The organism is Methanothrix soehngenii GP6 (assembly GCF_000204415.1).
Lineage (GTDB): Archaea > Halobacteriota > Methanosarcinia > Methanotrichales > Methanotrichaceae > Methanothrix > Methanothrix soehngenii.
The window spans coordinates 774,444-796,589 of sequence record NC_015416.1 but is presented as its reverse complement, the minus strand read 5'-3'; the positions used below and the strand labels follow the sequence as shown (position 1 = coordinate 796,589).

General features: G+C 54.1%; 27 protein-coding genes. 10 read left to right on the top strand and 17 right to left on the bottom strand.

Annotated features, from left to right (window positions below; all coding sequences use genetic code 11):
• Positions 1-14: 14 nt before the first annotated feature.
• The gene (locus tag MCON_RS04005) at positions 15-329 is read right to left on the bottom strand and encodes a ribonuclease P protein component 4 (protein WP_232844335.1); all 315 of its coding nucleotides are present in this window, start codon (positions 327-329) and stop codon (positions 15-17) included.
• An 81-nt stretch (positions 330-410) separates the two neighbouring features.
• Here MCON_RS04005 and MCON_RS04000 point away from each other — a divergent pair, with 81 nt between their 5' ends.
• Both MCON_RS04000 and MCON_RS16000 read left to right on the top strand, forming a co-directional pair.
• Positions 411-674, top strand: a complete 264-nt coding sequence (locus MCON_RS04000; RefSeq protein ID WP_013718749.1) for a hypothetical protein — start codon at positions 411-413, stop codon at positions 672-674.
• 286 nt (positions 675-960) lie between these two features.
• The gene (locus MCON_RS16000) at positions 961-1,134 is read left to right on the top strand and encodes a hypothetical protein (RefSeq protein ID WP_157863662.1); all 174 of its coding nucleotides are present in this window, start codon (positions 961-963) and stop codon (positions 1,132-1,134) included.
• A 31-nt stretch (positions 1,135-1,165) separates the two neighbouring features.
• On the opposite strand, the gene MCON_RS03990 is transcribed toward MCON_RS16000, so the two are convergent.
• A complete protein-coding gene (locus MCON_RS03990; protein WP_013718748.1) occupies positions 1,166-1,699 on the bottom strand; it encodes an XTP/dITP diphosphatase in 534 nt (177 codons plus the stop codon).
• 20 nt (positions 1,700-1,719) lie between these two features.
• Positions 1,720-2,538, bottom strand: a complete 819-nt coding sequence (locus tag MCON_RS03985; RefSeq protein WP_013718747.1) for a class I SAM-dependent methyltransferase — start codon at positions 2,536-2,538, stop codon at positions 1,720-1,722.
• A gap of 160 nt (positions 2,539-2,698) precedes the next feature.
• Between MCON_RS03985 and MCON_RS03980 the strand changes: the two genes are divergently transcribed.
• From MCON_RS03980 to cofC, 7 genes are all read left to right on the top strand, one after another.
• Complete coding sequence (locus MCON_RS03980) at positions 2,699-3,871, top strand: RNA-guided endonuclease InsQ/TnpB family protein (protein WP_048131852.1); 1,173 nt, start codon at positions 2,699-2,701, stop codon at positions 3,869-3,871.
• 102 nt (positions 3,872-3,973) lie between these two features.
• Entirely contained in the window at positions 3,974-5,215 is a 1,242-nt protein-coding gene (gatD, locus tag MCON_RS03975) for a Glu-tRNA(Gln) amidotransferase subunit GatD (protein WP_013718745.1), read from the top strand.
• A gap of 61 nt (positions 5,216-5,276) precedes the next feature.
• Positions 5,277-5,792: a 50S ribosomal protein L16 gene (locus MCON_RS03970; RefSeq protein WP_013718744.1), complete on the top strand. Its 516-nt coding sequence runs from the start codon at positions 5,277-5,279 to the stop codon at positions 5,790-5,792.
• Positions 5,793-5,797: 5 nt separating this feature from the next.
• Positions 5,798-6,427, top strand: a complete 630-nt coding sequence (locus MCON_RS03965) for a translation initiation factor IF-2 subunit beta (RefSeq protein ID WP_013718743.1) — start codon at positions 5,798-5,800, stop codon at positions 6,425-6,427.
• Positions 6,428-6,661, top strand: coding sequence for a hypothetical protein (locus tag MCON_RS03960; RefSeq protein WP_013718742.1), 234 nt, complete (start codon positions 6,428-6,430; stop codon positions 6,659-6,661).
• 35 nt (positions 6,662-6,696) lie between these two features.
• On the top strand, positions 6,697-7,437 hold the full coding sequence (locus tag MCON_RS03955) for a coenzyme F420-0:L-glutamate ligase (RefSeq protein WP_013718741.1): 741 nt from the start codon (positions 6,697-6,699) through the stop codon (positions 7,435-7,437).
• A 28-nt stretch (positions 7,438-7,465) separates the two neighbouring features.
• A complete protein-coding gene (gene cofC, locus MCON_RS03950) occupies positions 7,466-8,128 on the top strand; it encodes a 2-phospho-L-lactate guanylyltransferase (RefSeq protein ID WP_013718740.1) in 663 nt (220 codons plus the stop codon).
• A 24-nt stretch (positions 8,129-8,152) separates the two neighbouring features.
• Here cofC and MCON_RS03945 read toward each other — a convergent pair whose 3' ends face one another.
• From MCON_RS03945 to MCON_RS03920, 6 genes are all read right to left on the bottom strand, one after another.
• On the bottom strand, positions 8,153-8,425 hold the full coding sequence (locus tag MCON_RS03945) for a non-histone chromosomal MC1 family protein (RefSeq protein WP_013718739.1): 273 nt from the start codon (positions 8,423-8,425) through the stop codon (positions 8,153-8,155).
• Positions 8,426-8,855: 430 nt separating this feature from the next.
• Positions 8,856-9,578: a UPF0280 family protein gene (locus MCON_RS03940; protein ID WP_048132885.1), complete on the bottom strand. Its 723-nt coding sequence runs from the start codon at positions 9,576-9,578 to the stop codon at positions 8,856-8,858.
• 29 nt (positions 9,579-9,607) lie between these two features.
• Entirely contained in the window at positions 9,608-10,855 is a 1,248-nt protein-coding gene (hflX, locus tag MCON_RS03935; protein WP_013718737.1) for a GTPase HflX, read from the bottom strand.
• Between the two features lie 40 nt (positions 10,856-10,895).
• Positions 10,896-11,252, bottom strand: coding sequence for a DUF2209 domain-containing protein (locus MCON_RS03930; RefSeq protein WP_269798866.1), 357 nt, complete (start codon positions 11,250-11,252; stop codon positions 10,896-10,898).
• A gap of 100 nt (positions 11,253-11,352) precedes the next feature.
• On the bottom strand, positions 11,353-11,985 hold the full coding sequence (locus MCON_RS03925) for a histidinol phosphate phosphatase domain-containing protein (RefSeq protein WP_013718735.1): 633 nt from the start codon (positions 11,983-11,985) through the stop codon (positions 11,353-11,355).
• A gap of 9 nt (positions 11,986-11,994) precedes the next feature.
• Positions 11,995-12,309, bottom strand: a complete 315-nt coding sequence (locus MCON_RS03920; protein ID WP_013718734.1) for a signal recognition particle subunit SRP19/SEC65 family protein — start codon at positions 12,307-12,309, stop codon at positions 11,995-11,997.
• A 117-nt stretch (positions 12,310-12,426) separates the two neighbouring features.
• Here MCON_RS03920 and nifB point away from each other — a divergent pair, with 117 nt between their 5' ends.
• On the top strand, positions 12,427-13,335 hold the full coding sequence (gene nifB / locus MCON_RS03915) for a nitrogenase cofactor biosynthesis protein NifB (RefSeq protein ID WP_013718733.1): 909 nt from the start codon (positions 12,427-12,429) through the stop codon (positions 13,333-13,335).
• Positions 13,336-13,437: 102 nt separating this feature from the next.
• Here nifB and MCON_RS03910 read toward each other — a convergent pair whose 3' ends face one another.
• The 8 genes from MCON_RS03910 to hemL form a co-directional block, all read right to left on the bottom strand.
• On the bottom strand, positions 13,438-13,659 hold the full coding sequence (locus MCON_RS03910; RefSeq protein ID WP_048131849.1) for a hypothetical protein: 222 nt from the start codon (positions 13,657-13,659) through the stop codon (positions 13,438-13,440).
• 144 nt (positions 13,660-13,803) lie between these two features.
• A complete protein-coding gene (gene ala, locus MCON_RS03905) occupies positions 13,804-14,784 on the bottom strand; it encodes an alanine dehydrogenase (RefSeq protein WP_048131848.1) in 981 nt (326 codons plus the stop codon).
• Positions 14,785-15,073: 289 nt separating this feature from the next.
• Positions 15,074-15,577 (bottom strand): amino acid-binding protein, encoded by a 504-nt coding sequence (locus tag MCON_RS03900; protein ID WP_013718731.1) that lies wholly within the window; start codon positions 15,575-15,577, stop codon positions 15,074-15,076.
• A 43-nt stretch (positions 15,578-15,620) separates the two neighbouring features.
• The gene (locus MCON_RS03895) at positions 15,621-16,721 is read right to left on the bottom strand and encodes an AAA family ATPase (RefSeq protein WP_013718730.1); all 1,101 of its coding nucleotides are present in this window, start codon (positions 16,719-16,721) and stop codon (positions 15,621-15,623) included.
• Positions 16,722-17,270: 549 nt separating this feature from the next.
• Complete coding sequence (locus MCON_RS03890) at positions 17,271-18,431, bottom strand: radical SAM/SPASM domain-containing protein (RefSeq protein ID WP_013718729.1); 1,161 nt, start codon at positions 18,429-18,431, stop codon at positions 17,271-17,273.
• A 7-nt stretch (positions 18,432-18,438) separates the two neighbouring features.
• Positions 18,439-19,944, bottom strand: a complete 1,506-nt coding sequence (cobA, locus tag MCON_RS03885; RefSeq protein ID WP_013718728.1) for a uroporphyrinogen-III C-methyltransferase — start codon at positions 19,942-19,944, stop codon at positions 18,439-18,441.
• Entirely contained in the window at positions 19,931-20,854 is a 924-nt protein-coding gene (gene hemC, locus MCON_RS03880) for a hydroxymethylbilane synthase (protein ID WP_048131846.1), read from the bottom strand. Before hemC ends, cobA begins: the two co-directional genes overlap by 14 nt.
• Complete coding sequence (gene hemL / locus MCON_RS03875) at positions 20,851-22,122, bottom strand: glutamate-1-semialdehyde 2,1-aminomutase (protein ID WP_013718726.1); 1,272 nt, start codon at positions 22,120-22,122, stop codon at positions 20,851-20,853. Before hemL ends, hemC begins: the two co-directional genes overlap by 4 nt.
• Positions 22,123-22,146: the final 24 nt, after the last annotated feature.

Sequence of the window (22,146 nt, the reverse complement as noted above, 5' to 3'; positions counted from 1 at the left end):
AAATTTTTTGGTCCCTATTCCCTTCTGGGCTTATAGGGACGCCTCATCTGACCATTGCAGAATATGCAGGTAGTGACCATAACGCCTTCTGATAGCCTCACCCTGGAGTTCCCCGGGGACAGGTAGCTGCCACAGTGTCGGCAGCAAAGCCTCTTAAGAGATCGGGGCATTCTGACCCTGGTGCGAGTGCTTATCCGCCGGGCGATCTGGACATACCTATTGCTTCTCTCAGGATGAAGCCGGTGCGCCTCCTCTGCCAGGACAAAGAGCCTTTCCATACGCTGCAGGGCAAGATCTCTGGATCTATGATTGTCCTTTCTTCGTCTCACGCCAGGACTGTGGCCACCGGGTCTATAAACCTATTTCGTCGAGAGAATCTATTTCTACATCCAGTGAGAATATCGGATTCAATGGCTGCTACATCGCTTTCCATCAAGATCGCCCCGGAGATGGAGGATTATATCCGCGCTCGCTCTACAGATATGCGCATCGCCACCACCTGCGAAGGCCCTCTGATCTTCTCCGTCAAGACCAGTCCACCCAAGCCCACAGATCATGTCATATCTGTTGGAGGGCGTATGGTCTACATCTCTGCCGTCCAGGCACCTTATATCAAGACCATAGATGCGAGTATGCTTCCGCGCTGCGCTCTGGAAAAAAGGACCCGTAACTGATGGTCGCCAAAAGAAGGCTATTTCATTGCTATGTTATGCGACTGCCTCAACCCGGATGCGATCAGAATCATCCACCATACGGCCAGGCTCATCAACGCCAGAAGTGATAAAGAGGCATAATCCATTATCGAGATCACCAGAACGATAATTGCCTTTATATGGTGATATAGACGATTGTGATAAGATCGCATCCGGGCGGTATATTCAAAGGAAAATAGAGGATATCACAGATAAGATCGCAAACCGTCAAACCGAAACCATTAAGTCGCCAAGAGGGCGAATATGTATGGGAATGATTCCCAGGCGGATGCATGTGAATAAAACCAAGTCGTCAGTCTGGCTGACACTGATAGGCGCAATTGTATTTCTGGTTCTCTTGTGGCGTCGGATTTTGCAGATGCCTGCAGAAAGAGATGAAGAAGACGACAGCAGAAATCGCAAGAACCGTCCGGTATCATAGACTTCGATCTCCTTTTTTAAGCCAAAAAAATTTAGCGGCCCTCCAGCCATTCATCAAGAGCGCGCATTGATGCAGCACGGTGAGATATTCGATTCTTCTCCGCCAGCTCCATCTCGGCCAGGCTCTTTTCCCCCACATAGAATATGGGGTCGTATCCAAAGCCCGAGCTTCCCCGCGCCTCATGGCCGATCTGCCCCTCAACTATCCCCTGGAACATCCGGGGCTCAAGCCCCGGCTCGGAATACACAACCACCGACTTGAAGAAGGCCTTGCGATTCGAGATCCCATCCATGAGCCGCAGTATTCCCTCATTGCCAATGGTCTTCTGGACATAGGCGGAGTAGACCCCAGGAAAGCCGCCCAGCGCCTCGATGAAAAGGCCAGCATCCTCCAGCATTGCTGGCTCCTTTAGCCGGGCCATGATCTCGTTGATGCCATAGACCGCCACCTCTTCCAGAGTATCCGCTTGAATCTCAGTATAGCCAAGATCCTTCTGCTCCAGACCATCGATAATGGCCCGGGCCTCCACATACTTTCCTTTGTTACTGGTGATAAAGCTGATCATATTATCTCCCAAAATTCTTCTCAGTCGGATCTATTAAGCTTATTATCGGAATCGCTTTTCCTGGCCTCTACCTCCAGCCTCACCATCCCCACATGAACATCACCATTCTCATCCAGAGGATGAAGCTGGATGTATCTATCCACCACCTCATGAATAAAATCCGATCTCATCTCCACCGGGACTCTTTGGATATAGGGCAACCAGGTGCTCTCAATCCATGAGGCCAGGCCCGCCTTGTCCTTCTGGACCATATCCTTATGCAATAGCTCTACCCGAACCGCTCTCAGGCCGGATTCATCCAGCCAGGCCCGGTACTCCTCCGGTCCATAAAAGCCGTAAGGAAACTGGAAGCCTTCGAAGTAAGGATACCATTTCTCTTCATCGATCATCTCCCCGGCAAGATCCAGGACGCTGGCCGCATTGCCCCTTCCTCCAAACTGCATAAAGACCCGGCCTTCGCTCTTCAGGCTCCGCCTGATCCCCGCCAGAACTGGCCTGTGATCCAAAATCCAGTGAAGAGCAGCAAAAGAGAGGATAAGATCAAACTGGTCATGGTATGGCAGATCCCGGGCATCCTGGTGCTGGAACTCGAGGTTTGGCCATAGCTCATCAGGGAAGCGTGATTGTGCAAAGTTCAGCATCTCCAGGGAGCTATCAAGCCCCACCACCGACCCCCTGGGAACGAGGCGCGATATCTCGGCGGTGATCTTGCCGTCTCCGCATCCGATATCAAGTATCCTTTCATCTCCCCTGATTGAGATCTTGGACAAAAGTTCCTGCGCCCATGTCTGCTGGGCAGACGAGCTCTTCTCATAGGTCTCTGGATCCCATCTGTGCATGGTTTTCTCCTTATGCTATCCTTCTTCCCTATATGATAAGCCTTTTCGAGCGCCATATCACATAAACACAGGCTGGAAGCCCCGCTCTTCAGGGCGGGGAGGAAAGCCGCAAGTAGCCCACCAAAACCTATATATCACTCAGTGACTATACTGCCTACTGATGACTGAGCAGGTGTTAACCGTCCGATGCAAGTTAAGTCCAACAGACTCCCAGGCCGAAGAGATGGAGGATACTCTGAAAGCCTTTGCGGATGCCTGCAATTGGATAAACCAGAATACGCCTGCTAAGCTCAGAAATAAGGTCCGTATTCAGGGCATTGTATACCAAGATGTTCGAGCTAAGTTTGGTCTTTCTGCCAATCTGGCAATCAGGGCTATCAATCGCGTTGCATCTAACCGTAAGACTGCCATGAAGGATCATTCATCAGTTAAGAACTTTGAACCAACCAGTATAGATTATGATACTAGGATCTTTGCTTTCAGAGAGAAAGACGAAGAAATCAGCGTGACTCTTCTTAGATCGAGACAACGAATCAAGTTGGTTCTAGGCGACTATCAGCGAACCAGACTCAAGGATTCTAAACCGACAAGCGCAACGCTTTGTAAGAAAGGATCTGAATACTATATCAACATCCAGGTTAAAAGCGAAGCACCGGAGCAGATACATGTTGATACAGTTCTAGGTGTCGATCTTGGTATAACTGATATAGCTGTGACCTCCGAAGGCCAGAAGTTTGGCGGAAAGACTATCAAGCTAATCAAGAATCATTATGCGTCTATGCGTGCTGTTCTTCAACAGAAAGCCGTGAAAGGTACAAGGAGTTCAAGGCGAAGATGCCGAGAGCTTCAGCAACGACTATCAAGCAAAGAAGCACGCTACCAACGGCAGATCAACCACGAAATCAGCAAAGCCATTGTGACCAGAGCCCAGGAGATTCCTGCAAAGATAGCTCTGGAAGATCTAACCGGAATTAGAGAAGGCGTCAACCAGAAATCAGGAAAAAACCATAGACGAAAAGTCAATGGTTGGGCCTTCTACCAGCTTAAGGAGTTCCTTAGCTATAAGGCTCTCGCGGCTGGTGTTCCTCTGGTTCAGGTGGACCCCGCATACACCAGCCAGACGTGTCATCAGTGCGGTGAGCATGGAATCAGGAATGGCAAGAGCTTCAAGTGTCCTGTGTGTGGTTGGTCTGGCGATGCTGATTTCAATGGTGCTAAGAATATAGCTTTCTTGGGCCGCTATGTAGACCGGCCTGGAGGCTCGGAAGGACTTCCAAGCATCAAGGCAGTCCTTTCAGGGCTACTGAAAGCTCCGGTCTTTAGGCCGGAGTAGTTTACTATCTGATACCATGCCGCTGCCTCCATCTCCCAAGGGGAACGTTTTTAGATACGAGCAATAGTGACAGAAGCAAATTTGCATTCTGGTGAGGACGAAATGGATCTGGGAGATAGAGTCTTGGTGGAGAGGAACGGCATCTCCTATGAGGGGGTTCTCATGCCATCCCGCCGTGCGGATCACGTGGTCATAAAGCTCAAGAACGGCTACAACATCGGCCTTAAGGCAAGAGAGAGCGACATCAAGCTCATAGAAAAAGGCAAGGAGATCAAATCCCAGCAATTGGACAGACCCCTCAAGGATAAGCCTGGCCTGCCCCCGGTATCCATTCTCTCAACCGGAGGGACAATAGCCAGCAAGGTTGACTACCGGACGGGAGCAGTCACCAGCCAGTTCTCCGCCGGCGAGATCATCACCGCCATCCCTGAGCTGGAGGAGATCGCCAACTATCGAGCTCGGGTGATCTACCAGATCCTGAGCGAGAATATGCGTTCGGACTACTGGACGGCCCTCGCGCGGTCGGTGGCAGAGGAGATCGAGAGGGGCGCAGAAGGAGTCGTCATAACCCACGGCACTGACACCATGATGTACACTGCTGCCGCACTCTCCTTCATGCTAAAGACCCCGGTTCCTGTGGTGCTGGTCGGCTCCCAGAGGAGCTCCGATCGTCCCAGCAGCGATGCCTCCATGAATGCCGTCTGTGCAGCTACCGTTGCCACCAGCGATATCGCCGAGGTCAGCGTGGTCATGCACGGCACAACCAATGACGACTACTGCACCATCCATCGAGGCACACGGGTTCGCAAGATGCATACCTCTCGTCGGGATGCCTTCCAGACCATCAACCAGCACCCTCTGGGCAGGGTAGATTACCTCAGCAGAAAGGTAGAGACCTATCTTCCCTTTTGCCACCGGGGCGAGGTGGAGATGGAGCTGAATGAGAGGCTTGAGCCCAGGTGCAGTCTGGTCAAGTACACCCCGGGATCCTCTCCGGAGATCCTGCATTACTATATCGATAAAGGTTACCGGGGAGTAGTCCTGGAGGGGACTGGCTTAGGTCACGTCGCCTCCGACTGGATAGAGGGAATTGGCAGGGCAAAGGAGGAAAATATACCGGTGGTCGTGACCTCACAGTGCCTGCGGGGCAGGATATGTGACCGGGTATACGATACCGGTCGAGATATGCTTGATGCCGGTGCAATTGAGGGGGGCGATATGCTGCCCGAGGTGGCCCTGGTCAAGCTGATGTGGGTGCTGGCCAACAATCCAGAGGAGGTCGTCACACTGATGAAGACCTCATTGGCCGGCGAGATCTCCCACTCCATACCGATCACCGTTTAGCCAAAACCTTATAAGCAAGGTGAATAGTGCACCAACCTCAGGATTATTGGAGGAATTAGTTTTGACACGCAAGCCAGCAAGCATGTATCGAAGGCATGAACGTCCCTACACGCGCAGAAAGTACATGGGGGGCGTTCCGGGAAGCAAGGTAGTTCACTATGATATGGGGAATCTGCAGGAGGACTATCCCCTAAAGCTGACACTGGTTGTCATGGAGCCCTGCCAGATCAGGCACACCGCCCTGGAAGCGGCAAGAGTAGCAGCCAACCGTTACCTCCTGAAGCAAATGGGCAGGACCAACTTCCACCTCAAGCTCAGAACATATCCCCATCATGTCATTCGCGAGAATAAGCAGGCCACCGGTGCAGGTGCGGACCGTGTATCCAGCGGCATGAGAATGGCCTTCGGCAAAGCGGTAGGGACCGCGGCTAGAGTTGAAGCCGGCCAGAAGCTCTTCACCCTGGGAATACCCCCTCAGTACCTCAACGATGCTAAAGAAGCATTGACCAGAGCCGGACATAAGCTGCCCACTCCCATTCAGATCATAGTTGAATCCGGTCAAGAGCTGATAAGGTAATCTGGATGGATGACTATTTAGCGGGCCTGGATAGGGCCATGAAGAAGATGCCCGCCAACAGAGAGTCCAAGGAGAGGTTTGTGATACCTTCTGCGAAGGTATTCTATGAGGGCAAGACCACCGTCCTTGAGAACTTTGGGGCTATAGCTGATACTCTGAATCGTGATCCGGAACACCTTATGAAGTATCTTCTCCAGGAGATGGGTACAGCCGGAAAGATCGAGGGACAGAGGGGGATCTTTCAGGGAAAGTTTGGCGAGACCGCCATCGCCCGCCAGATAGAATCCTACTTCGAGGAGTATGTCGTCTGCACAGAGTGCAGGCTTCCAGATACTCATCTCATCAAGAGCGACCGCGTCCTCACCCTCAAGTGCGATGCCTGCGGCGCACATCGGCCGGTGCGCAAGAGAAAGGCAACGACAGCGGTTCAAAAGGACGTCATCGAGGAGGGAGAGACCTATGAGCTGCGCATTGAGTCTGTGGGCAATAAGGGCGACGGCATAGCCAAGGTCGACAAGTATCTCATCTTCGTGCCCAGCGCAATAAAAGGGGAGATCGTCCGAGCTAAGATCAAGAAGATCAGCGGAACCCTGGCCTTTGCCGAGGTTGTGGAGAGGAAGGGCAAGGTGTCCTGAATGGAGGAGAAGATCAGCCTCACCTTTACAGAAGAGCATAAGTATCAACTGGATTTTTTCCCTCCTTTGTTCTGGAGGGAGTTTGCAGAAGGTTATGGTGGTCTTCCCTGGATAGAGATCAGCGACGAGCGAACTGCAATAGTCGCTGCTAACTACTCTTATCTGCTCGATCTCCTGGTTCAGGCCAGGTTGTACCGCCTGAGCAGATTGCCATCTGGCTCGCGGCCACAGTAGAGAATTACAGTCTACAGGTTTCGGATCGATAGGTTATGTCTGAGCCAGCAGCATCTTTAAAGGGTTATCTGATCCGTGGCCTGCCGATTATAAAAGAAGGAGACGATATCCCAACGCTTATCCAGTCCCTCTTTGAGATCGAGGACGGGGATGTCATCTGCCTTGCCAGCACCATCGTGGCCAAATCAGAAGGCAGGATGAGGCATCTGGATGACTACCAACCGAGCAGCCACGCCATAGAGGCCGCCCGCGATCTGGGAAAGGACCCCAGATTTGTGCAGGCAGTTTTTGAAGAATCCAGCGATATATTGATCGAGCGACCATTTCTCTTGACTGTGACCCACTTTGGCCATATCGGCGTTAATGCCGGGATTGATCAGTCCAATGTGGGCGATGAAATGATACTGCTCTTGCCGATAGATCCCTGCAGCAGCGCCCAGAGGCTGCGTCAGGCTCTTGGCAGGGATTGTGCCGTCATAATCACCGATACCTGTGGCCGCCCATTCCGCAATGGCGTTGCCGGTGTGGCTGTTGGCTGGTCGGGCATCGCTGCTCTGCGAGACTGGCGCGGTGAGCTCGACATACATGGAAGAGCACTCAGTATCACCCAGGAGGCGATTGCGGATGAGATCGCTGCTGCTGCCAATCTGTTGATGGGTGAGGCTGGGGATCTGACCCCTGCAGTGGTCTTCCGGGGGCTGAAGTATCCCCGCTCTGGAGATGATCTCTTCAGGGCAAAGGAGAAAGACATAATCCGGTCCCGATTGAATAGATGAGATTTTGACAGTTCGGAGATTGCATTACATGCTGCAATCGATCCATGTGATCATTCCCTTCAAAGCCCGGGAAGGAAAGACCAGGCTTTCATCAGCTCTCAAGCCGGCAGAGCGGAGGCTCTTTGCATTTGCCATGCTCAGGGATGTTCTGGCGGCGGTCTTTGGCCAGGGAAGAACGACCATCCTCTCCAGGCAAGAGTTCAGAGCTGAGGAGTTGGGCATAGATGTCGAGATTCTGCAGTCGGAGCTGGAGCTGAACGATGCACTCAACTCCCTGATATCACATCAAGCCGACCTCGACTGGCCCGCGGATATTCTCATTGTAATGGCCGATCTGCCCCTCTTGAGAGAGAAAGAAATAAGAGGGATTCTCAGCTGCCAAGGAGATGTGGTCCTCTGTCCGGGACGGGGAGGAGGGACGAATATGATCCTCATTCGCAGCCCGAAATTCCGGACATGCTATCATGGCCTGAGCTTTCCTGAGCATATGGCCTACGCCCGAAAAGCATGCCTGAATTTTTCAGTCTTCGAATCCTTCCGAGCAGGCTGCGATATAGATGAGCCGCAAGACCTGGCGGAGGTGCTACTGCATAGTGATGGAGAGGCAAAAAAGGCTCTGGAGATGATGGGCTTTTCTCTTTCCGAGAGCGGGAGGTCAATTATTGAGCGCCACTACCAGAAGGCGATCTGATCGAAAAAAAATGAGTCTGGACCATCAGATCTCGTCGAGCTTCTCCACGCCGATCTTCTTTACCTTTGGCTTCCAGATCTCATTGGGCATCCATGCCGGTGCGCCCTTTGGTTTCTTTACCTTAACCCTCTCCCCCGCAAATATATGGACTTTCTTAGTTCCCCTCTCTCTTAGCCTTATATCCTTATGACCTCTGTTGGCTGCTTTTAAGGCTGCTTGTCTGGGCTGCTTTCCCGTAAAAACCCCGATCTCGTTGCCCTTCTTGTCCCTGAGGGCGAAATTTCTAGTCTCGGCCATGATATCCTCCATTTTCCAGCTAATCGGACTCTTATTTATCAATTGTTTTGCCCAATACCATTATATTAATTTTATCCAGATGGCATAAAAAACGGCCGGATTTTTAATGAATAAGGGATTGCGGCTGCAGAGCACAATTCCCATCCATAAACGATAATATGATAGCATAAGGCACTGTGGCTCTGCAAGAGTCCCTCTTGGCCGCCCATAATCATCGCGGCGGATATGCTCGCTCTGCCCCAAGTGAGCGCTCTTCGCTGAATTATGGGGGTGAGTTCAGGCAGAGATATGGCCTTTTGTTCCTCTGCGCCTCTGTGGTTGGGTCAGATCATAGCGGTTCACCACAGAAGGCACGGGGACATAGAGTTTCTCCGATTCAAGTTCACCCGCACTGAATAGCGAAGAGCATTTTTTTGACTGCAAACGGAACTCATCCTTTTGTAATCCTCTCCTCGCTAACATGAGCGCGCAGCAATGGGGGCAGTTCCCCCCATAGCGCCATCTCCTGTCCCCTGATCACAAGTGCGCCGGTTATTCCCGGCCGTTCGATGGCAGAAAAGCACTCCTTCAGCGATCCGGTTGACTGCACAGAATTACCCAGGGCAGTGGCAGCAGCGTCCGCTAAAGCCAGATTATCCGATATGACGGTGGCTGCATCGGCACAGCCGAAGGATATGGATGGGCCCACTGTTCCCGAGCTGGTGCAGATGCCAAAAGGCTTATTGCGAGCAGGGATCTGGAAGGCAAGATCCCGAATAGAAGAGCTTCCGGCGTATATTCCCACCAGTATGGGCCCGTCGTTTAGGATGCAGACATCTCCCCCGTTATCTACAATGGCATAAGTCGCTCCGTCATCGATCATCGCCTGCACAGCAAAACCGGCAATTGCGCCTGCTACACAGGCCATGGGACCGACGCCAATGATAGCGCTGGATTCGATCATCTGCTTGACGATATCCGGTGCATCATTCGCTTGAAGGTCATAAGGCTCTAAGGTGATGCGGAAGAATGGATCGTTCTCTATGAACTCCTCTAGATAGCAGCGCTGCTCGGCAATCGATGCTCTGGCGGCATCCATATGCTCCTTCTCCCGAGCAGAGATGGTGACTATCGTCTCCTTGAGGCGAAAGTGCTCATGCAAGATCTCCGTCATCGCTCCTGATCCTATGGCTTTCGCTGCGCTCACTTTGCTCGTTCATCCTCTGCAGCCTTGCTGAGCCGGGCCACATCCTCAGCCCTCCCCTGCAGGCTCAAGACCAGCTCATCCTCATAGCTCACATCCAGAAGCTCAGCCGTCCCATAGAGACGGGACAGCACTCCAAAGCTGCGGGAGGTATACGGGAGCCTGATTTGATACTCCTTTAATGGTGGCAGGTGCTGATAGATGCATTCCTTGAGGCTCTCTTGACCCTGAGAGGAATGTGCTGAGACCATAACCGGATTGGGAGCCAAATCCTTTATCTGATCAAACCTCATCCTGGCATCGAATTCATCCAATCGGTCCATCTTGTTCAAAACGGTGATCATGGGCGCAGTCACCTGGCAGTCCCAGAGGGCCTTGTGAGATGCCACCAGCTTACGCCTGAGAAGCTCTAATGGATCGCTCAGGTCGGCAACCAAAAGGACCAGATCCGCCTGGGCGATCTCAGAAAGGGTGGATTGGAAGGCTTTGATCAGGAAGTGGGGCAGATCATCGATAAATCCCACGGTATCGGTAAGCATAGTTCGGCGGCCGTTGATCTCAAGAGCCCTGGTGGTGGGAGAGAGGGTGGTGAAAGGCTGATCCTGGGCATTGACCACAGAGCCGGTGAGGGTGTTGAGCAGGGTGCTCTTGCCAGCATTGGTGTATCCGGCCAGGGCGATGAGGTCAAAGCCCAGTTCTCTGCGTCTCTTTCTCCTTCCTTCGCCCATTGCCTCCACCTCTTTAAGCTCCCCCCTGATCTTTGCCATCCTCCCCCGGATATCGTGGTACATCGACTGCTCATAAGCACCTGCACCGCGGAATCCTGGCTGCTCACCCCGCTTCTTAAGGGCAAGCTCGCTTCTCACCTGAGGAGCATCATAGCTCAGACGGGCCAGCTCCACCTGCAGCTTGGCCTCCCTGGTGGATGCCCGGGAGGCAAAGATCTCGAGGATCAGATTGAACCGGTCCAATACCTGGGCCGGAAACTCGCTACGAATGTTGAATACCTGGGTGGGGCTGAGCGGATTGTAGAAGATGAGCTTTTTTGGATGGCAGGAGAGGGCCTCCTCTATCTTTCCCCTGCCGATTTGAAAACGGTGGTCCCTCTCTCGGCGCTGCTTTATCTCTTGCAGGACTCGATAGCCGACGGCATTTGCCAGGCCCCGGAGCTCTATCATCCTGTAGGGATCTATTGGATTGGCAGGATTCTCCCTCATGAGAAGAACTGCGGTCTTGTCATTATCCATCAATTATCGTCCTTATTGATCAATTATCATTCTTCCTTAATTATTCATCATCCGGTTCAACGATAAGCCTTCGACCGGCCAGAGATATATGATGAGCCAACTCTATGGCGGTCCTTTCTGCTATCGTCTCAGGATACTTGAAATCCCTTCCGAGGATGCTCTGTGCCCTCCAGACCTCCAGGTTGTATAAGTCCCCCTGCTCAGCCACAATAGTCCCCGGGAGGCATAAGCAGGCATCGCTTATCAGGTCAGCAATAACATTGAGGTCCAGAGCCTCAGCGATGCGGGGAACGAGCCTGACCGAATGGACCTTCTCGATAAAATTGGGTGATACCCGGGCGGATAGGACGGCACATACCATCTTATACCTCCCCTTTACAGAATGCCGGCCCGATATGTCAATCGCTACGATGTCTATCTATTCAACCCCCTGGTAGATGCCCGGAGAATCCTGCCATTGCATAATCTATGATCGAATCTTCCACTCAATAGCGGTCTCATCTTATAATGGCATGGTGCAGTACGATCTCCCTGGCCTCTTCAAGAGTCAGTCCCGCGCCAAATGCAATCTGAATTGCCCTTTCGCTATCGATGAGATCTTCGGGAGCATGGGCGTCAGTGTCCACCACCATCTTCGCCCCGGCCTGAATTGCCATCTGCACCACATGGCCGTTGGTTATGTTATGGCCGGAGCGGGAGGTTATCTCCAGACAGACGTCGTTGTCCCTGGCCATCTCCGCCTCCTCTAAGGTGATGAACCCAGGATGGGCAAGGATATCCACGCCTGCCTCCAGAGCCGCCCGGTTGGTGCCAGGACGGACGGGCTCCACAGGAGATTCCCCGTGGACAACCACGATCTCCGCGCCCAGGTTGCGGGCCAGATCCGCTAGCTGCGCTATCTTCTGTGGCGGCACATGAGTCAGCTCCACCCCGGGAAGAATCCTGATATCCAGTATGCCTTCCAGATACTTGGCCTTGGAGACGCAGCTTATGATGTGCTCTATATTGGTATAGTCGGCATGATCGGTTATGCCAATGGCGGTATAGCCCAAGACCTCTGCCCGACGCACCAGCTCGCTGGGTATGAGCTCGCCATCGCTGAAGGTTGTATGGGTATGCAGATCGATCATATAAACCGCTCAACCTCGCTTGCCAGTGGCCTGCTTTTTATATTTCATCTTTAAGGATCCTGCGATCTTCTTCAAGGTAGCGGATTTGGAGCCCTTCTTCGCCACCAGTATTCGGCCTGCTGCCTCCGGCTTGTGCCAGGTCTTTGGGTGCTTTTTCTCCCTCTCGATCTCCGGCTTCAGCCCGGATTTTATCGATGCCGTTATGATCATATCCAGGTTGGGCTCATTTATGGCGTACTCTCTGGAGACCATTCTGCCCTCATCACGGGAACGGGCAGCATCGAAATATATCGGCCAGATCACAATCTTGCTCTTGTCAGGCATATACCCCCTGCCTTCTCTCCCCTCCTTAAAGTATCTTTGTCTAACTTCGCTTCTGGCACGCAAGTCTTTTAGCCATGGGAAAGGATACTAAGAGCAATACAATCGTGGAGTTCGATCATGAGTGAAGAGAGTTATCCCGTTGCCAATGTAAGAGGACAGGAGGTCCCCTACGACCCGGAGCAGCTGAGGAGGATATCAGAGCATCCCTGTTTCAGCGAGAAGGCCTGTCACAGCTTTGGCAGGATGCATCTGGCCGTGGCCCCAAAATGCAATATCCAGTGCAAATACTGTATCCGGGACTTCGACTGCGTGAACGAGTCCCGTCCCGGGGTCACCAGCCAGGTTTTAAAGCCCAAGGAGGCCCTGGAAAGGGTCGATCAGGTGCTGGAGAAGTACCATTACATCAAGGTGGTCGCTGTGGCAGGCCCTGGTGAGCCTCTGTTCAATGAGGAGACCTTCGAGACCCTGCGCATGGTGGGAGAGAAGTATCCCAACATCATTCTCTGCCTAAGCACCAACGGTCTGCTCCTGCCCGATAAGATCCAGGAGCTGGATCGCCTGGGCGTATGCAATATCACTGTCACCCTGAATGCCATCGATCCCCAGATCGGCCAGCATATCTATGACTACGTCAATTATGAGGGCAAGAGATATGAGGGCCTGGAAGCGGCGACGCTCTTATGCAATCAGCAGCTTAAGGGGATTGAGGAAGCGGTGAGGCTGAAGAAGATCGTCAAGATCAATACCGTCATCATCCCGGGGATAAATGATTTGCATATCATCGATATCGCTCACAAAATCAAGTCCATGGGGGTGTTCATCCATAATGTCATGCCCCTCATACCCCAGTACAAGTTCGCTCATATCAAGCCCCCATCGCCGGAGGAGAAGAGAAAGATTCAGGATGAGCTGGGGAAGATCATCAAGCAGATGAGGCACTGCCGGCAATGCCGCTCGGATGCCATTGGAAAGCTCGGATGCGATGTGCAACAGGAGTTCGAGAGCAGGACGAAGGAGCAGGCCTGACGAAATCCCCTTGATACCTGATGATCCATCCATCGATCTTCTCATCAGGCGGATGAAAAAAGCATGCCTGAGGCACCCCGGCACGCCTCAGCATGTTATATTTTAATGCTTGAGCTTCTTGGTTAGACTGCCTGTGGCACTGGAGATGCTCTTGGAGATGCCGGAGAGGAGGCCCTTCTGCCCGCTTGATTTGGAGCTGGCCTGCGCGGCGCTGGCGGAGCTAGCCTTTTTATCCCTATTCTTGGAGATGGGATTGCCGTTCTTCATCTGATAGTTGCTGTTTCGATCCTGTGGACCTTTGCTCTTCTTTTTATTCTTTGCCATAATAACCACCGCCTGCCTCTATGTCAAAATTTATATAGATTTCGGCCTCAAGATGCCAGATCCTGCCAGCCTCTTTTATTAATGGCGACATGAAATAAATATCCATAACAGCGGTTGGGAAGTGCTATCATATGGGCAATCCTCTCATGCCAGCCTCATTCTTCTCCCTATATTAGACCGAAGAGCCTTCTCATAGACCGCATGGCCTGCTGCTACATCCTGGATCCCAAGGCCGGTGGAGTCGAAGATGGTGATCTCATCATTGCTGGTCCGTCCGGTTTTTTTGCCAGTCAAGATCTCGCCGATCTCTGCATAGATATCCTTCTCGCGAATAATTCCCTCAGATAGGGGGACGTTGACCTCGCCGGAATGGACGGCCTGGGCGATATCATCCACCACGATCTTGGCCCTCTTCAAGAGAGTGGATTCCAGCTCCTGTTTGCCTGCGGCATCTGCCCCGATGGCGTTGATGTGCGTCCCGGGCTGGATCCATTCATCCCTGACCACTGGACGGCGTGAAGGGGTGGTGGTAACCAGAATATCGCATTCGCAGGCCTCTTCCGGTCCCGAGACCGCAATGCAGCTGCATTTCATAAATCCAGAGACGTCGTCTTTAAAGGCCAGGGCCTGATCTTCAAAGCTATCGAAGACCATCACCTGCTCGATTGGGAAGTAGCGGGAGAGGCCTTGAAGCTGCGTTCGCGCCTGGGTCCCGGCTCCGATCATCCCTACCACACGAGAATCCTGCCTGGCCAGATGCCGGGCGGCGACGGCACCAGCAGCGCCGGTGCGCATGCTGGTGAGATATGTTGCGCCCATAACAGCCAGTGGCTCGCCGGTCTGGGGGGAGTTCAAGATCAAGAGCGCCATGACCGAAGGAAGCCCGATCTGCGGATTTCCCGGATGGACGTTGACTATCTTCACCCCGGCCAGATCCTGCCCCTCAAGGTAGGCGGGCATGCATCTCAAGTCGCCATTATGCTTGGGCAGGTAAAGGTAAGACTTGGGAGGCATTTGAGTTCTGCCATTTCCGTGATCAAGAAAGGCCCTCTGGACTGCCGCTATCGCATCATCTATGGTCAGGAGTGACCTTACTTCCTCCTCTGTAAGCCAGAGCATTTCCATAAATCCACCATTTATGGGCGGAGGGTGCATGGGAGAAAAAGCCTTTGGCCTGCATCGGGATTGAGAGTCCTGTCAAATAGGAATCAAAGAACGATAATAGGGGGGGTTAGAGCCTTCGAGAGAAGGGATGAAGGGATATCACCGGAGGCTCCAAGAAATCACTTGTATTTTAAACTATTTAAGTTTAATTAATTGTGCAGCGGTCGCATTATTCCTTTGAAATAATCATAATGGTAATAACGATATTGCCGATATTGTTGATAGTAATAGGCCAACGAAATTATGAGGTCTAATATACGGTCACCCTTTTCACGCCCTCGATCTCCTTGAGCAGAATGACAAGATCGCCTGGGATCTTCCCCTCAGTGATGATGGTGAGCTTTGGGCTCTCTACGAAGTATGGATCGTCTGAGACAGCCTGGCGGATGGAGAGGCCGTTCCTGGCCACAGCGCTGGCCACATCGCCCAAAAGCCCTGTCTTGACGGCATTCACGGGAGTTATCTCGATAACACCCAATCCCAGGATGGGCGCCACCTCACCCAGATAGATCATGGAGCGCACATTTCTGAAGACCTTCCAGAGGACCTCATCCTCGCGAATGGCTTGGGCCGTGGTGTCCACCACTCTTCTGTCCACTTCCAGCTCCTTTGCGATCTGAGCATGAGGGATCTCTATCTGGCCCGATACCACCCGGGCCTGATCGTTGATCTGAAAGCCCCTCTGCAGGACGAGGCGGATGACCTTCTCCTGCGCGGGAAACCTCTTGAACTTATCCAAAATCTCCTGCCACATGTGCCTCAAGCCATATTGGACTTATAAGTACAAAAGGGCTTCCTCATGAGAACATTTCCGTCGGAGGCTGTCGGTAATGCTTTCGCGCTCTTGGTAATGCCTCTTCGATATGCTTTTGGGATATATTGCATTCATCCATGAGAGCATGGTGCAGTGCCACCTTCAGCACCTTCTCCACCAGATCTCGCCCGGAGAAGCCATCCGTCTGCCTGGCAATCTCCTTCAGGTCAACATCAACCATCTCCAGAGGCAGGGTGCTGGCATTCTTCTCCAGAATCTGCAAGCGCTCATCTTTATCCGGCAGCTTGAACTCGATCTCCTCCTCAAAGCGGGAACGAATGGAAGAGTCCAAGACCTCGATCTGATTGGTGGCGGCGATGGTGCAGATGCCCAGCCTGCTGGATATTCCATCCATCTCCGTAAGCAGAGAGTTGACCATCTCAGAGACATCGCCTCTCAGGTCCTGGTAGCGCCGGTCGAGGGCAATGGCATCCAGTTCATCGATGAAGATTATGCATGGTGCCATCTCCTCTGCCTTCTCATAGAGGCTGTGGATCTGTCTCGCTCCCTCGCCCACGAACTCGCCGATCAGGCTGGTGGACTTGACAGCGAGCATCGGCACACCAGCTTTAGCAGAGAGTGCTTTGGCGATCATGGTCTTTCCGGTGCCGGATACGCCATAAAAGAGGATGTTGCGCGGTGCCCAGCGCCCGAACCTCTCCGGGTCGGAGAGGTACTTCTCCACGATCTTCACCTTGCGCTTGGCCTCCTCCTGACCCACGACCTCATCAAAGGAGACGTCGTAGCTTACCCCTTTCTTGACCTCCGCTTTCTGCTCCACCTTGATGGTGGTTTCAAAGCCGACCACAGAGCGCCTGGGATAGGCCCGAACCACCTGGAAGGCATAGTCAGGATAGAGCCTGCGGTCGAAGAGGTAGCAGCCAGGTTTTACCTCCTCACCGTACCATTGCTCCCGGGCGTACAGCTCAAAGAGCCTGGCATCAGCAACGGATGGACACTCCTGAAATATGCTCTTCAAGGGATAGCCAGCAGGCCGCAAGAGGAGAAACTTTGCCCCTACTGCTTTTCCTCTCTCCGGCTTTGCCCCCTGAGGCTTGGACTGGGTCTTCTGGATGGATCGCACAATATGGTTCTTGCTGACGGAGATAGTTAAATCTTTTTATCGTTGAAAAAAAGATGGCCCTTCGCTGAATTATGGGGGTGAGGTCCAGGCAGAGAATATGGCCTCTGCGTCTCTGTGGTTGGGCCAGAGCATAGCGGTTCGCCACAAAAGACACATAGATTTTGCGATTCAAGTTCACCCAGAACAAATAGCGAGAGGACAAAAAAAAAATTCCAGTTAAGGTTAGCCAGCAGCTCACTGGCAGGTATCGAGAAGACCCTTCTTTTTGCCTCCCCTCTTGTCGCCAGGCTTTATGGGTTCAACCTTTGCTGCCTTCTCCTCTTTTTCCTCTTTCTTCTCTTCATGATGTGTCAATTTATCGCCTCCGTTTATCTCTATTATCCATCATAATGCAGCTGATCTCAAATATATCTTCCGGTGGAAGGAATGGTCTAGAGAAAAGATGATAAAACGGCCTAAAAAGAATGAGTTGTGGAGGGCAGCGGAATTCATCCCATCAGTTGAGCCGATCGGTTCAATTCAGGGATATCCCGCCCGGAGGATCGCGATTCAGCCGCATTTATTCTCGACGATGCAGGTGGGATCCTCTCCCAGCAAGTCGCCATTATAGTAATATGCCTTCTGGCGGCACCCTCCGCACAGATCCCGGTAGTTGCAGCTGCCACATGCTCCTTTGAGATTGGACTTGATCCCTCGCAACGCTAAAAGCTCTGGGGTTGGATGGTCTATCCAGATGTCCTGGAAGGACCTATCCCGGACGTTGCCCACCACCACCTGGGGCATGAAGTGGCAGGGATGAACATCTCCCTGATAGCTGATGTTGGCCACCTTAGCCCCGGCGGAGCAGCCCCCGGCATTGGTCAAGAGCTTTCTCACATAGTCCCTTCTCGGATCGTCCTTCAAGATCTCCAGGAGATAGGCCCCATCCATGGGAGAATCGGTGGTCAGGATCTCGATGTTCTTATCCTTGAGCTCCACCGCTGCCTCGGCCAGCAGGCGGATGACGCTGCGACGCTGCTCAGAGCTCACATCCTTATCCGATATCCCCGCCCCCCGGCCAGTGGGAACCAGATGGTAGAGGCAAAAGCGGGGGATGTTCTCCTCCAAGGCCAAATTGAGGAGGGCGGGAACATCCTGCCAGTTGTCCCGGGTCAGAGTTATCCTCAGGCCGGTCTTCAGGCCCGCATCCCTGGCGTTTCTCAATCCCTGGAGGGCGCGGTCGAACGCCCCAGGAACGCCCCGGAATTTGTCATGGCTGGCAGGGAGGGCGGAGTCCAGGCTGACCCCTACGTATCGAATCTTAGCCTCTGCCAAAAGCCTTGCCACCTCGGGGGTGATCAGGGTGCCATTGGTGGATATGACCGTCCTCAAACCCGCCTCCCGGGCGTGGAAGGCAATAGAGAAGAAGTTGCGGCTCATCAGTGGCTCGCCGCCAGTGAGGATGAGAATCGGTATCTTCATCCGGGCCAGATCGTCTGTCAGACGCATCCCTTCCTCAAGGCTCATCTCGTCATCCTCCTTTGGGATGGCATCCATATAACAATGGCTGCAGGCCAGGTTGCAGCGTCTGGTCAGATTCCACATCACCACCGGTTTCGTCTGGGCGGAGAAGCGGAGAAGATCTGCCGGAACGTCCTGGCAGGACTCGGATTCCCGCAGGGCCTCCCATACCGTGGCCTGGTCGGCCAGGGCTTTGGAAAATATGATCATGTAAACCTCACAACTCCATTCTATCCTTTGCCATGCTTGCAGCATTGCCAGAGGATCTCTTTCTCCCGACCAGGGCTGCCAGCATGGCCTCAAAGGTGAAGTTCTCCGGGATGACGTCCACCGCCACCCCCAGGCGGGACAACTCTTGGGCAGTAGGCTTGCCGATGGCGGCCACTGTGGCCCTGGCAAGAGCCTCTCGCAGCTGTTCTTCCCTTCCCATCGCTCTTGCTCTTTCCAGCAGATTTCGAGCTGTTGAGGAGCTGGTGAAGGCGAAGATGTCCACCTCGCCTGCCCGCTCTATCAGCCGGTCCAGGCGGGGATCGGATGAATTCACCACTCCATAAAGGGGAATGTCATCCACCACGATTCCCGCCTCCCTCAGGCCATCGGAGAGATACTGGCTCCCCTGGGCGCTGCGCAGGAAGAGAATGCTCTTATATCTTCCCTTGAGCATCCTCTCCAGCCCCTCAGAGCTGTAGCTTTCGGGCATCTCCGACTGGATATCGTATTCGTTCAGGGCCTGCTTCGTCTTGGGGCCGATGGAGACGATCTTCTTTGCTGCTAATGCTCTGGATATGGCCTTATTCCCAAGAGCGATATGCACCCCATTGGCGCTGGTGAAGGCCACGCATTCCGCGGCAGCGATCCTCTCGAGCAGATCTTCGGGCAGGGGATTTCTCTCCAGGGCGATGGCCGGAGCGGACAGGGGAATAAATCCGTAGCGCTCCGCCAGGTCAACCGACTCCTCCTGCTGGCCCGCCGGCCTGAGGATGGCGATCCTCTCCGGGGCGAGGACCTCTGCCAGCCGGACTACGTCTCCCACCACCAGTATGGCCGGAGACTGGACATTCTCTTCCTTTGCCCTCTCGGCGATATCCCCCAGGGTCCCCGAGATCAGCCTCTGATCCGGCCAGCCGCCCTTCTCCACCATGGCCGCCGGGGTCTGGGGGGACTTTCCCGCTTCTATGAGCCTATTGGTGTTCTCCTCCAGCCGGGAGACGCCCATGAGAACAACCAGGGTTCCATCAAGCCCGGCCATGGCCCGCCAGTCGAGGGGCGAGTCCTTTCCCGGCTCCTCATGGCCGGTGACTATGGTCAGGGCCGAGGCCACCTTTCTGTGAGTAACTGGAATTCCCGCCAGCTCCGGAGCGGCGATGGCCGAGGTGACGCCGGGGACAACCTCAAACGGGATTCCCCAATCCCGGCAGGCGATCGCCTCCTCGCCTCCCCGGCCGAAGAGGTAGGGGTCTCCGCCCTTCAGCCGGACAACGATTTTGCCCTCTTTGGCTTTCTCTATCAGGAGCTGGTTTATCTCCTCTTGCTTCAGCTTATGCCTTCCCGCGTTCTTGCCCACATCTATAAGCTCCCCCTTTACCCCGTCCAGCATCCTGGAGTCGAGCAGCCGGTCGAATAGGACAACGTCCGCCTCCATGAGCCTCTTTCTTCCCTTAATCGTCAGCAGCTCCGGGTCTCCGGGCCCCGCTCCCACCAGATAAACCTTACCGATTGCCAAAAAACTTCACCGCCTCGTCCACCAGCTCTCTTCCTCCCATCCTCATCAGCCGCTCTCCCATATCCTCTGCCACTGCCAGATGATTCTGAACGAGAGAGATCCTCTCCTCCAGGCGGACGAACCTCTTGCCGTCCGGGGATAAGACCTCAGCCAGAACCCGCGCCTCTCCCTTTTGCACCAAAGCATGGACGGCCATGGGCACCACACAGCCTCCGCCCACGGTCTCCATGATCTTGCGCTCGATCATGGTCTCAGATCTAGCATGAGCATCATCCAGAGCGCGGGAGCAGGCCTCAGCCTCTGATCCGGCCTTTGCAACTACGATTATCGTCCCCTGGTTGGCAGAGGGAACGAACCTCTCCCCATCTAGCCTCACATAATCTGGATGGTAGCCCATGCGCTCGAGGCCGGCCTCGGCCAGGACTATGGCATCGTAGTCTCCCCGCTCCAGCTTGCTCAGCCTGGTCTGAAGATTCCCCCGCAGGCTCAGAATGTTCAGGTCGGGGCGGGCGCGGAGAAGCTGGGCCATCCGCCGCATGCTCGATGTGCCCACTCGTGCCCCCTGGTCCAGCTCCTCGATGCTTTTGACAGATTTCTCCCTGCATAAGAGGACGTCGTATGGTGAGTCGCGTTTCAGGACAGCGGAGACTATCAGCTCCTCAGGCCTTTTGGTGGGGAGGTCCTTCATGCTGTGCACAGCGAGATCGATCTTGCCGGAAAGCATGCGTTCGTCTATCTCAGCCACGAAGACCCCAAAACCGGTGAGCTGGTGGAGGGGCTTGTCCAGGAAGACGTCCCCGCTGGTCTTAACCCGGCACAGCTGGGTCTGGATGCCAAGGCCCTTAAGCCTCTCCTGCACGATCTGCGTCTGGCGCAATGCCAGAGGGCTGCCCCTCGTCCCCACGATCAGCTTTTCAGGCAGGAGCGGAACGCCTCCAGGGTGGTCTCGATCACATCTTGGTTATGCGCTGCAGAAATGAAATCGGTCTCATACTGGCTGGGGGTGAGGAAGATGCCAGAATCCAGCATCCGGCGGAAGAACTCGAAGTAGCCCTGCCGATCACACCTCAAGGCCTGGGCATAGTTATGAGGCTCCGGGCCGAAGAATACCTTGAACATGGAGGCGATGCCGACCACGCTCCAGTCCTGCCCAAGATCCTCCACCATATCCTTAAGGGCCAGTCTCATGCTCTCTCCGGACCGGTTGAGTTTATTTATGGTATCCTCCTTCTCCATCACATCCAAAGTCGCCAGGCCGGCAGCCAGAGAGGCCGGACTTCCATTGTACGTCCCCGCCTGATAGATCGCTCCCCCTGGGGCCACCTGGTCCATCAGATCTGCCCGGCCTCCGAAGACCCCAATGGGAAAGCCTCCGCCTATTATCTTTCCCAGGGTGGTCAGATCGGGCTTGATGCCAAAGAGCTCCTGCGCCCCGCCCAGGGAGAGCCGGAATCCGGTTATAACCTCGTCGAAGATCAGGAGGACATCGTTCTTCTCCGTCAGGCGGCGCGCCGTCTGCAGGTAGCCCTTATCCGGCAGGATGGGGCCGATATTTCCCAGGACCGGCTCCATGATCAGGCAGGCGATCCGGCCGGAGAAACGCTCCAGGACCTCCTCCAGGGCAGCTGGGTCGTTGTAGGGCACCTGAATGGTATTTTTGGTGGCATCTCTTGGGACGCCCCGTGAGTCGGGAATGCCCAGGGTAGTGGCACCAGAGCCCGCTTTGACCAGGACGCTATCATGAGCGCCATGGAATCCGCCCTCGATCTTGATGATCATATCCCTGCCGGTGCTCCCCCGGGCCACTCGAATCGCTGCCATGGTGGCCTCGGTTCCGCTGCTCACAAAGCGCAGCCGCTCCATGCTGGGGTAGAGGGAGGACACCCTTTCCGCAAGCCGGACCTCCAGCTCGCTTGGCGTACCATAAAGCCAGCCCCGGTCCATCTGATCCGAAACCGCTTCTCTTATGGCAGGATGGCGGTGGCCCAGGATCATGGGGCCGTAGGCCAGGCAGTAATCGATGAACCTGTTGCCGTCGCAGTCCCATAGATAGGGGCCTATTGCCCGAGCGGTGTAGAAGGGATAAGGAGATATGGCGCGCACGGGGCTTGAGACCCCGCCGGGCATCAGTCTTTTAGCCTGGTCAAAGAGCCTGATGGAAGAGTCAAAATGCATCATGGGAGCTTTCTCTTCGGGCAGATT

Excerpts from the sequence above, each read along its gene's own strand:
- MCON_RS04000 (WP_013718749.1), top strand. The coding sequence starts at position 411 with ATGGCTGCTACATCGCTTTCCATCAAGATCGCCCCGGAGATGGAGGAT.
- MCON_RS16000 (WP_157863662.1), top strand. The coding sequence starts at position 961 with ATGGGAATGATTCCCAGGCGGATGCATGTGAATAAAACCAAGTCGTCA.
- MCON_RS03990 (WP_013718748.1), bottom strand. The coding sequence starts at position 1,699 with ATGATCAGCTTTATCACCAGTAACAAAGGAAAGTATGTGGAGGCCCGG.
- MCON_RS03985 (WP_013718747.1), bottom strand. The coding sequence starts at position 2,538 with ATGCACAGATGGGATCCAGAGACCTATGAGAAGAGCTCGTCTGCCCAG.
- MCON_RS03980 (WP_048131852.1), top strand. The coding sequence starts at position 2,699 with ATGACTGAGCAGGTGTTAACCGTCCGATGCAAGTTAAGTCCAACAGAC.
- gatD (WP_013718745.1), top strand. The coding sequence starts at position 3,974 with ATGGATCTGGGAGATAGAGTCTTGGTGGAGAGGAACGGCATCTCCTAT.
- MCON_RS03965 (WP_013718743.1), top strand. The coding sequence starts at position 5,798 with ATGGATGACTATTTAGCGGGCCTGGATAGGGCCATGAAGAAGATGCCC.
- MCON_RS03960 (WP_013718742.1), top strand. The coding sequence starts at position 6,428 with ATGGAGGAGAAGATCAGCCTCACCTTTACAGAAGAGCATAAGTATCAA.
- MCON_RS03955 (WP_013718741.1), top strand. The coding sequence starts at position 6,697 with ATGTCTGAGCCAGCAGCATCTTTAAAGGGTTATCTGATCCGTGGCCTG.
- cofC (WP_013718740.1), top strand. The coding sequence starts at position 7,466 with ATGCTGCAATCGATCCATGTGATCATTCCCTTCAAAGCCCGGGAAGGA.
- MCON_RS03945 (WP_013718739.1), bottom strand. The coding sequence starts at position 8,425 with ATGGCCGAGACTAGAAATTTCGCCCTCAGGGACAAGAAGGGCAACGAG.
- MCON_RS03940 (WP_048132885.1), bottom strand. The coding sequence starts at position 9,578 with ATGACGGAGATCTTGCATGAGCACTTTCGCCTCAAGGAGACGATAGTC.
- hflX (WP_013718737.1), bottom strand. The coding sequence starts at position 10,855 with ATGGATAATGACAAGACCGCAGTTCTTCTCATGAGGGAGAATCCTGCC.
- MCON_RS03925 (WP_013718735.1), bottom strand. The coding sequence starts at position 11,985 with ATGATCGATCTGCATACCCATACAACCTTCAGCGATGGCGAGCTCATA.
- MCON_RS03920 (WP_013718734.1), bottom strand. The coding sequence starts at position 12,309 with ATGCCTGACAAGAGCAAGATTGTGATCTGGCCGATATATTTCGATGCT.
- nifB (WP_013718733.1), top strand. The coding sequence starts at position 12,427 with ATGAGTGAAGAGAGTTATCCCGTTGCCAATGTAAGAGGACAGGAGGTC.
- MCON_RS03910 (WP_048131849.1), bottom strand. The coding sequence starts at position 13,659 with ATGGCAAAGAATAAAAAGAAGAGCAAAGGTCCACAGGATCGAAACAGC.
- ala (WP_048131848.1), bottom strand. The coding sequence starts at position 14,784 with ATGGAAATGCTCTGGCTTACAGAGGAGGAAGTAAGGTCACTCCTGACC.
- MCON_RS03900 (WP_013718731.1), bottom strand. The coding sequence starts at position 15,577 with ATGTGGCAGGAGATTTTGGATAAGTTCAAGAGGTTTCCCGCGCAGGAG.
- MCON_RS03890 (WP_013718729.1), bottom strand. The coding sequence starts at position 18,431 with ATGATCATATTTTCCAAAGCCCTGGCCGACCAGGCCACGGTATGGGAG.
- hemL (WP_013718726.1), bottom strand. The coding sequence starts at position 22,122 with ATGATGCATTTTGACTCTTCCATCAGGCTCTTTGACCAGGCTAAAAGA.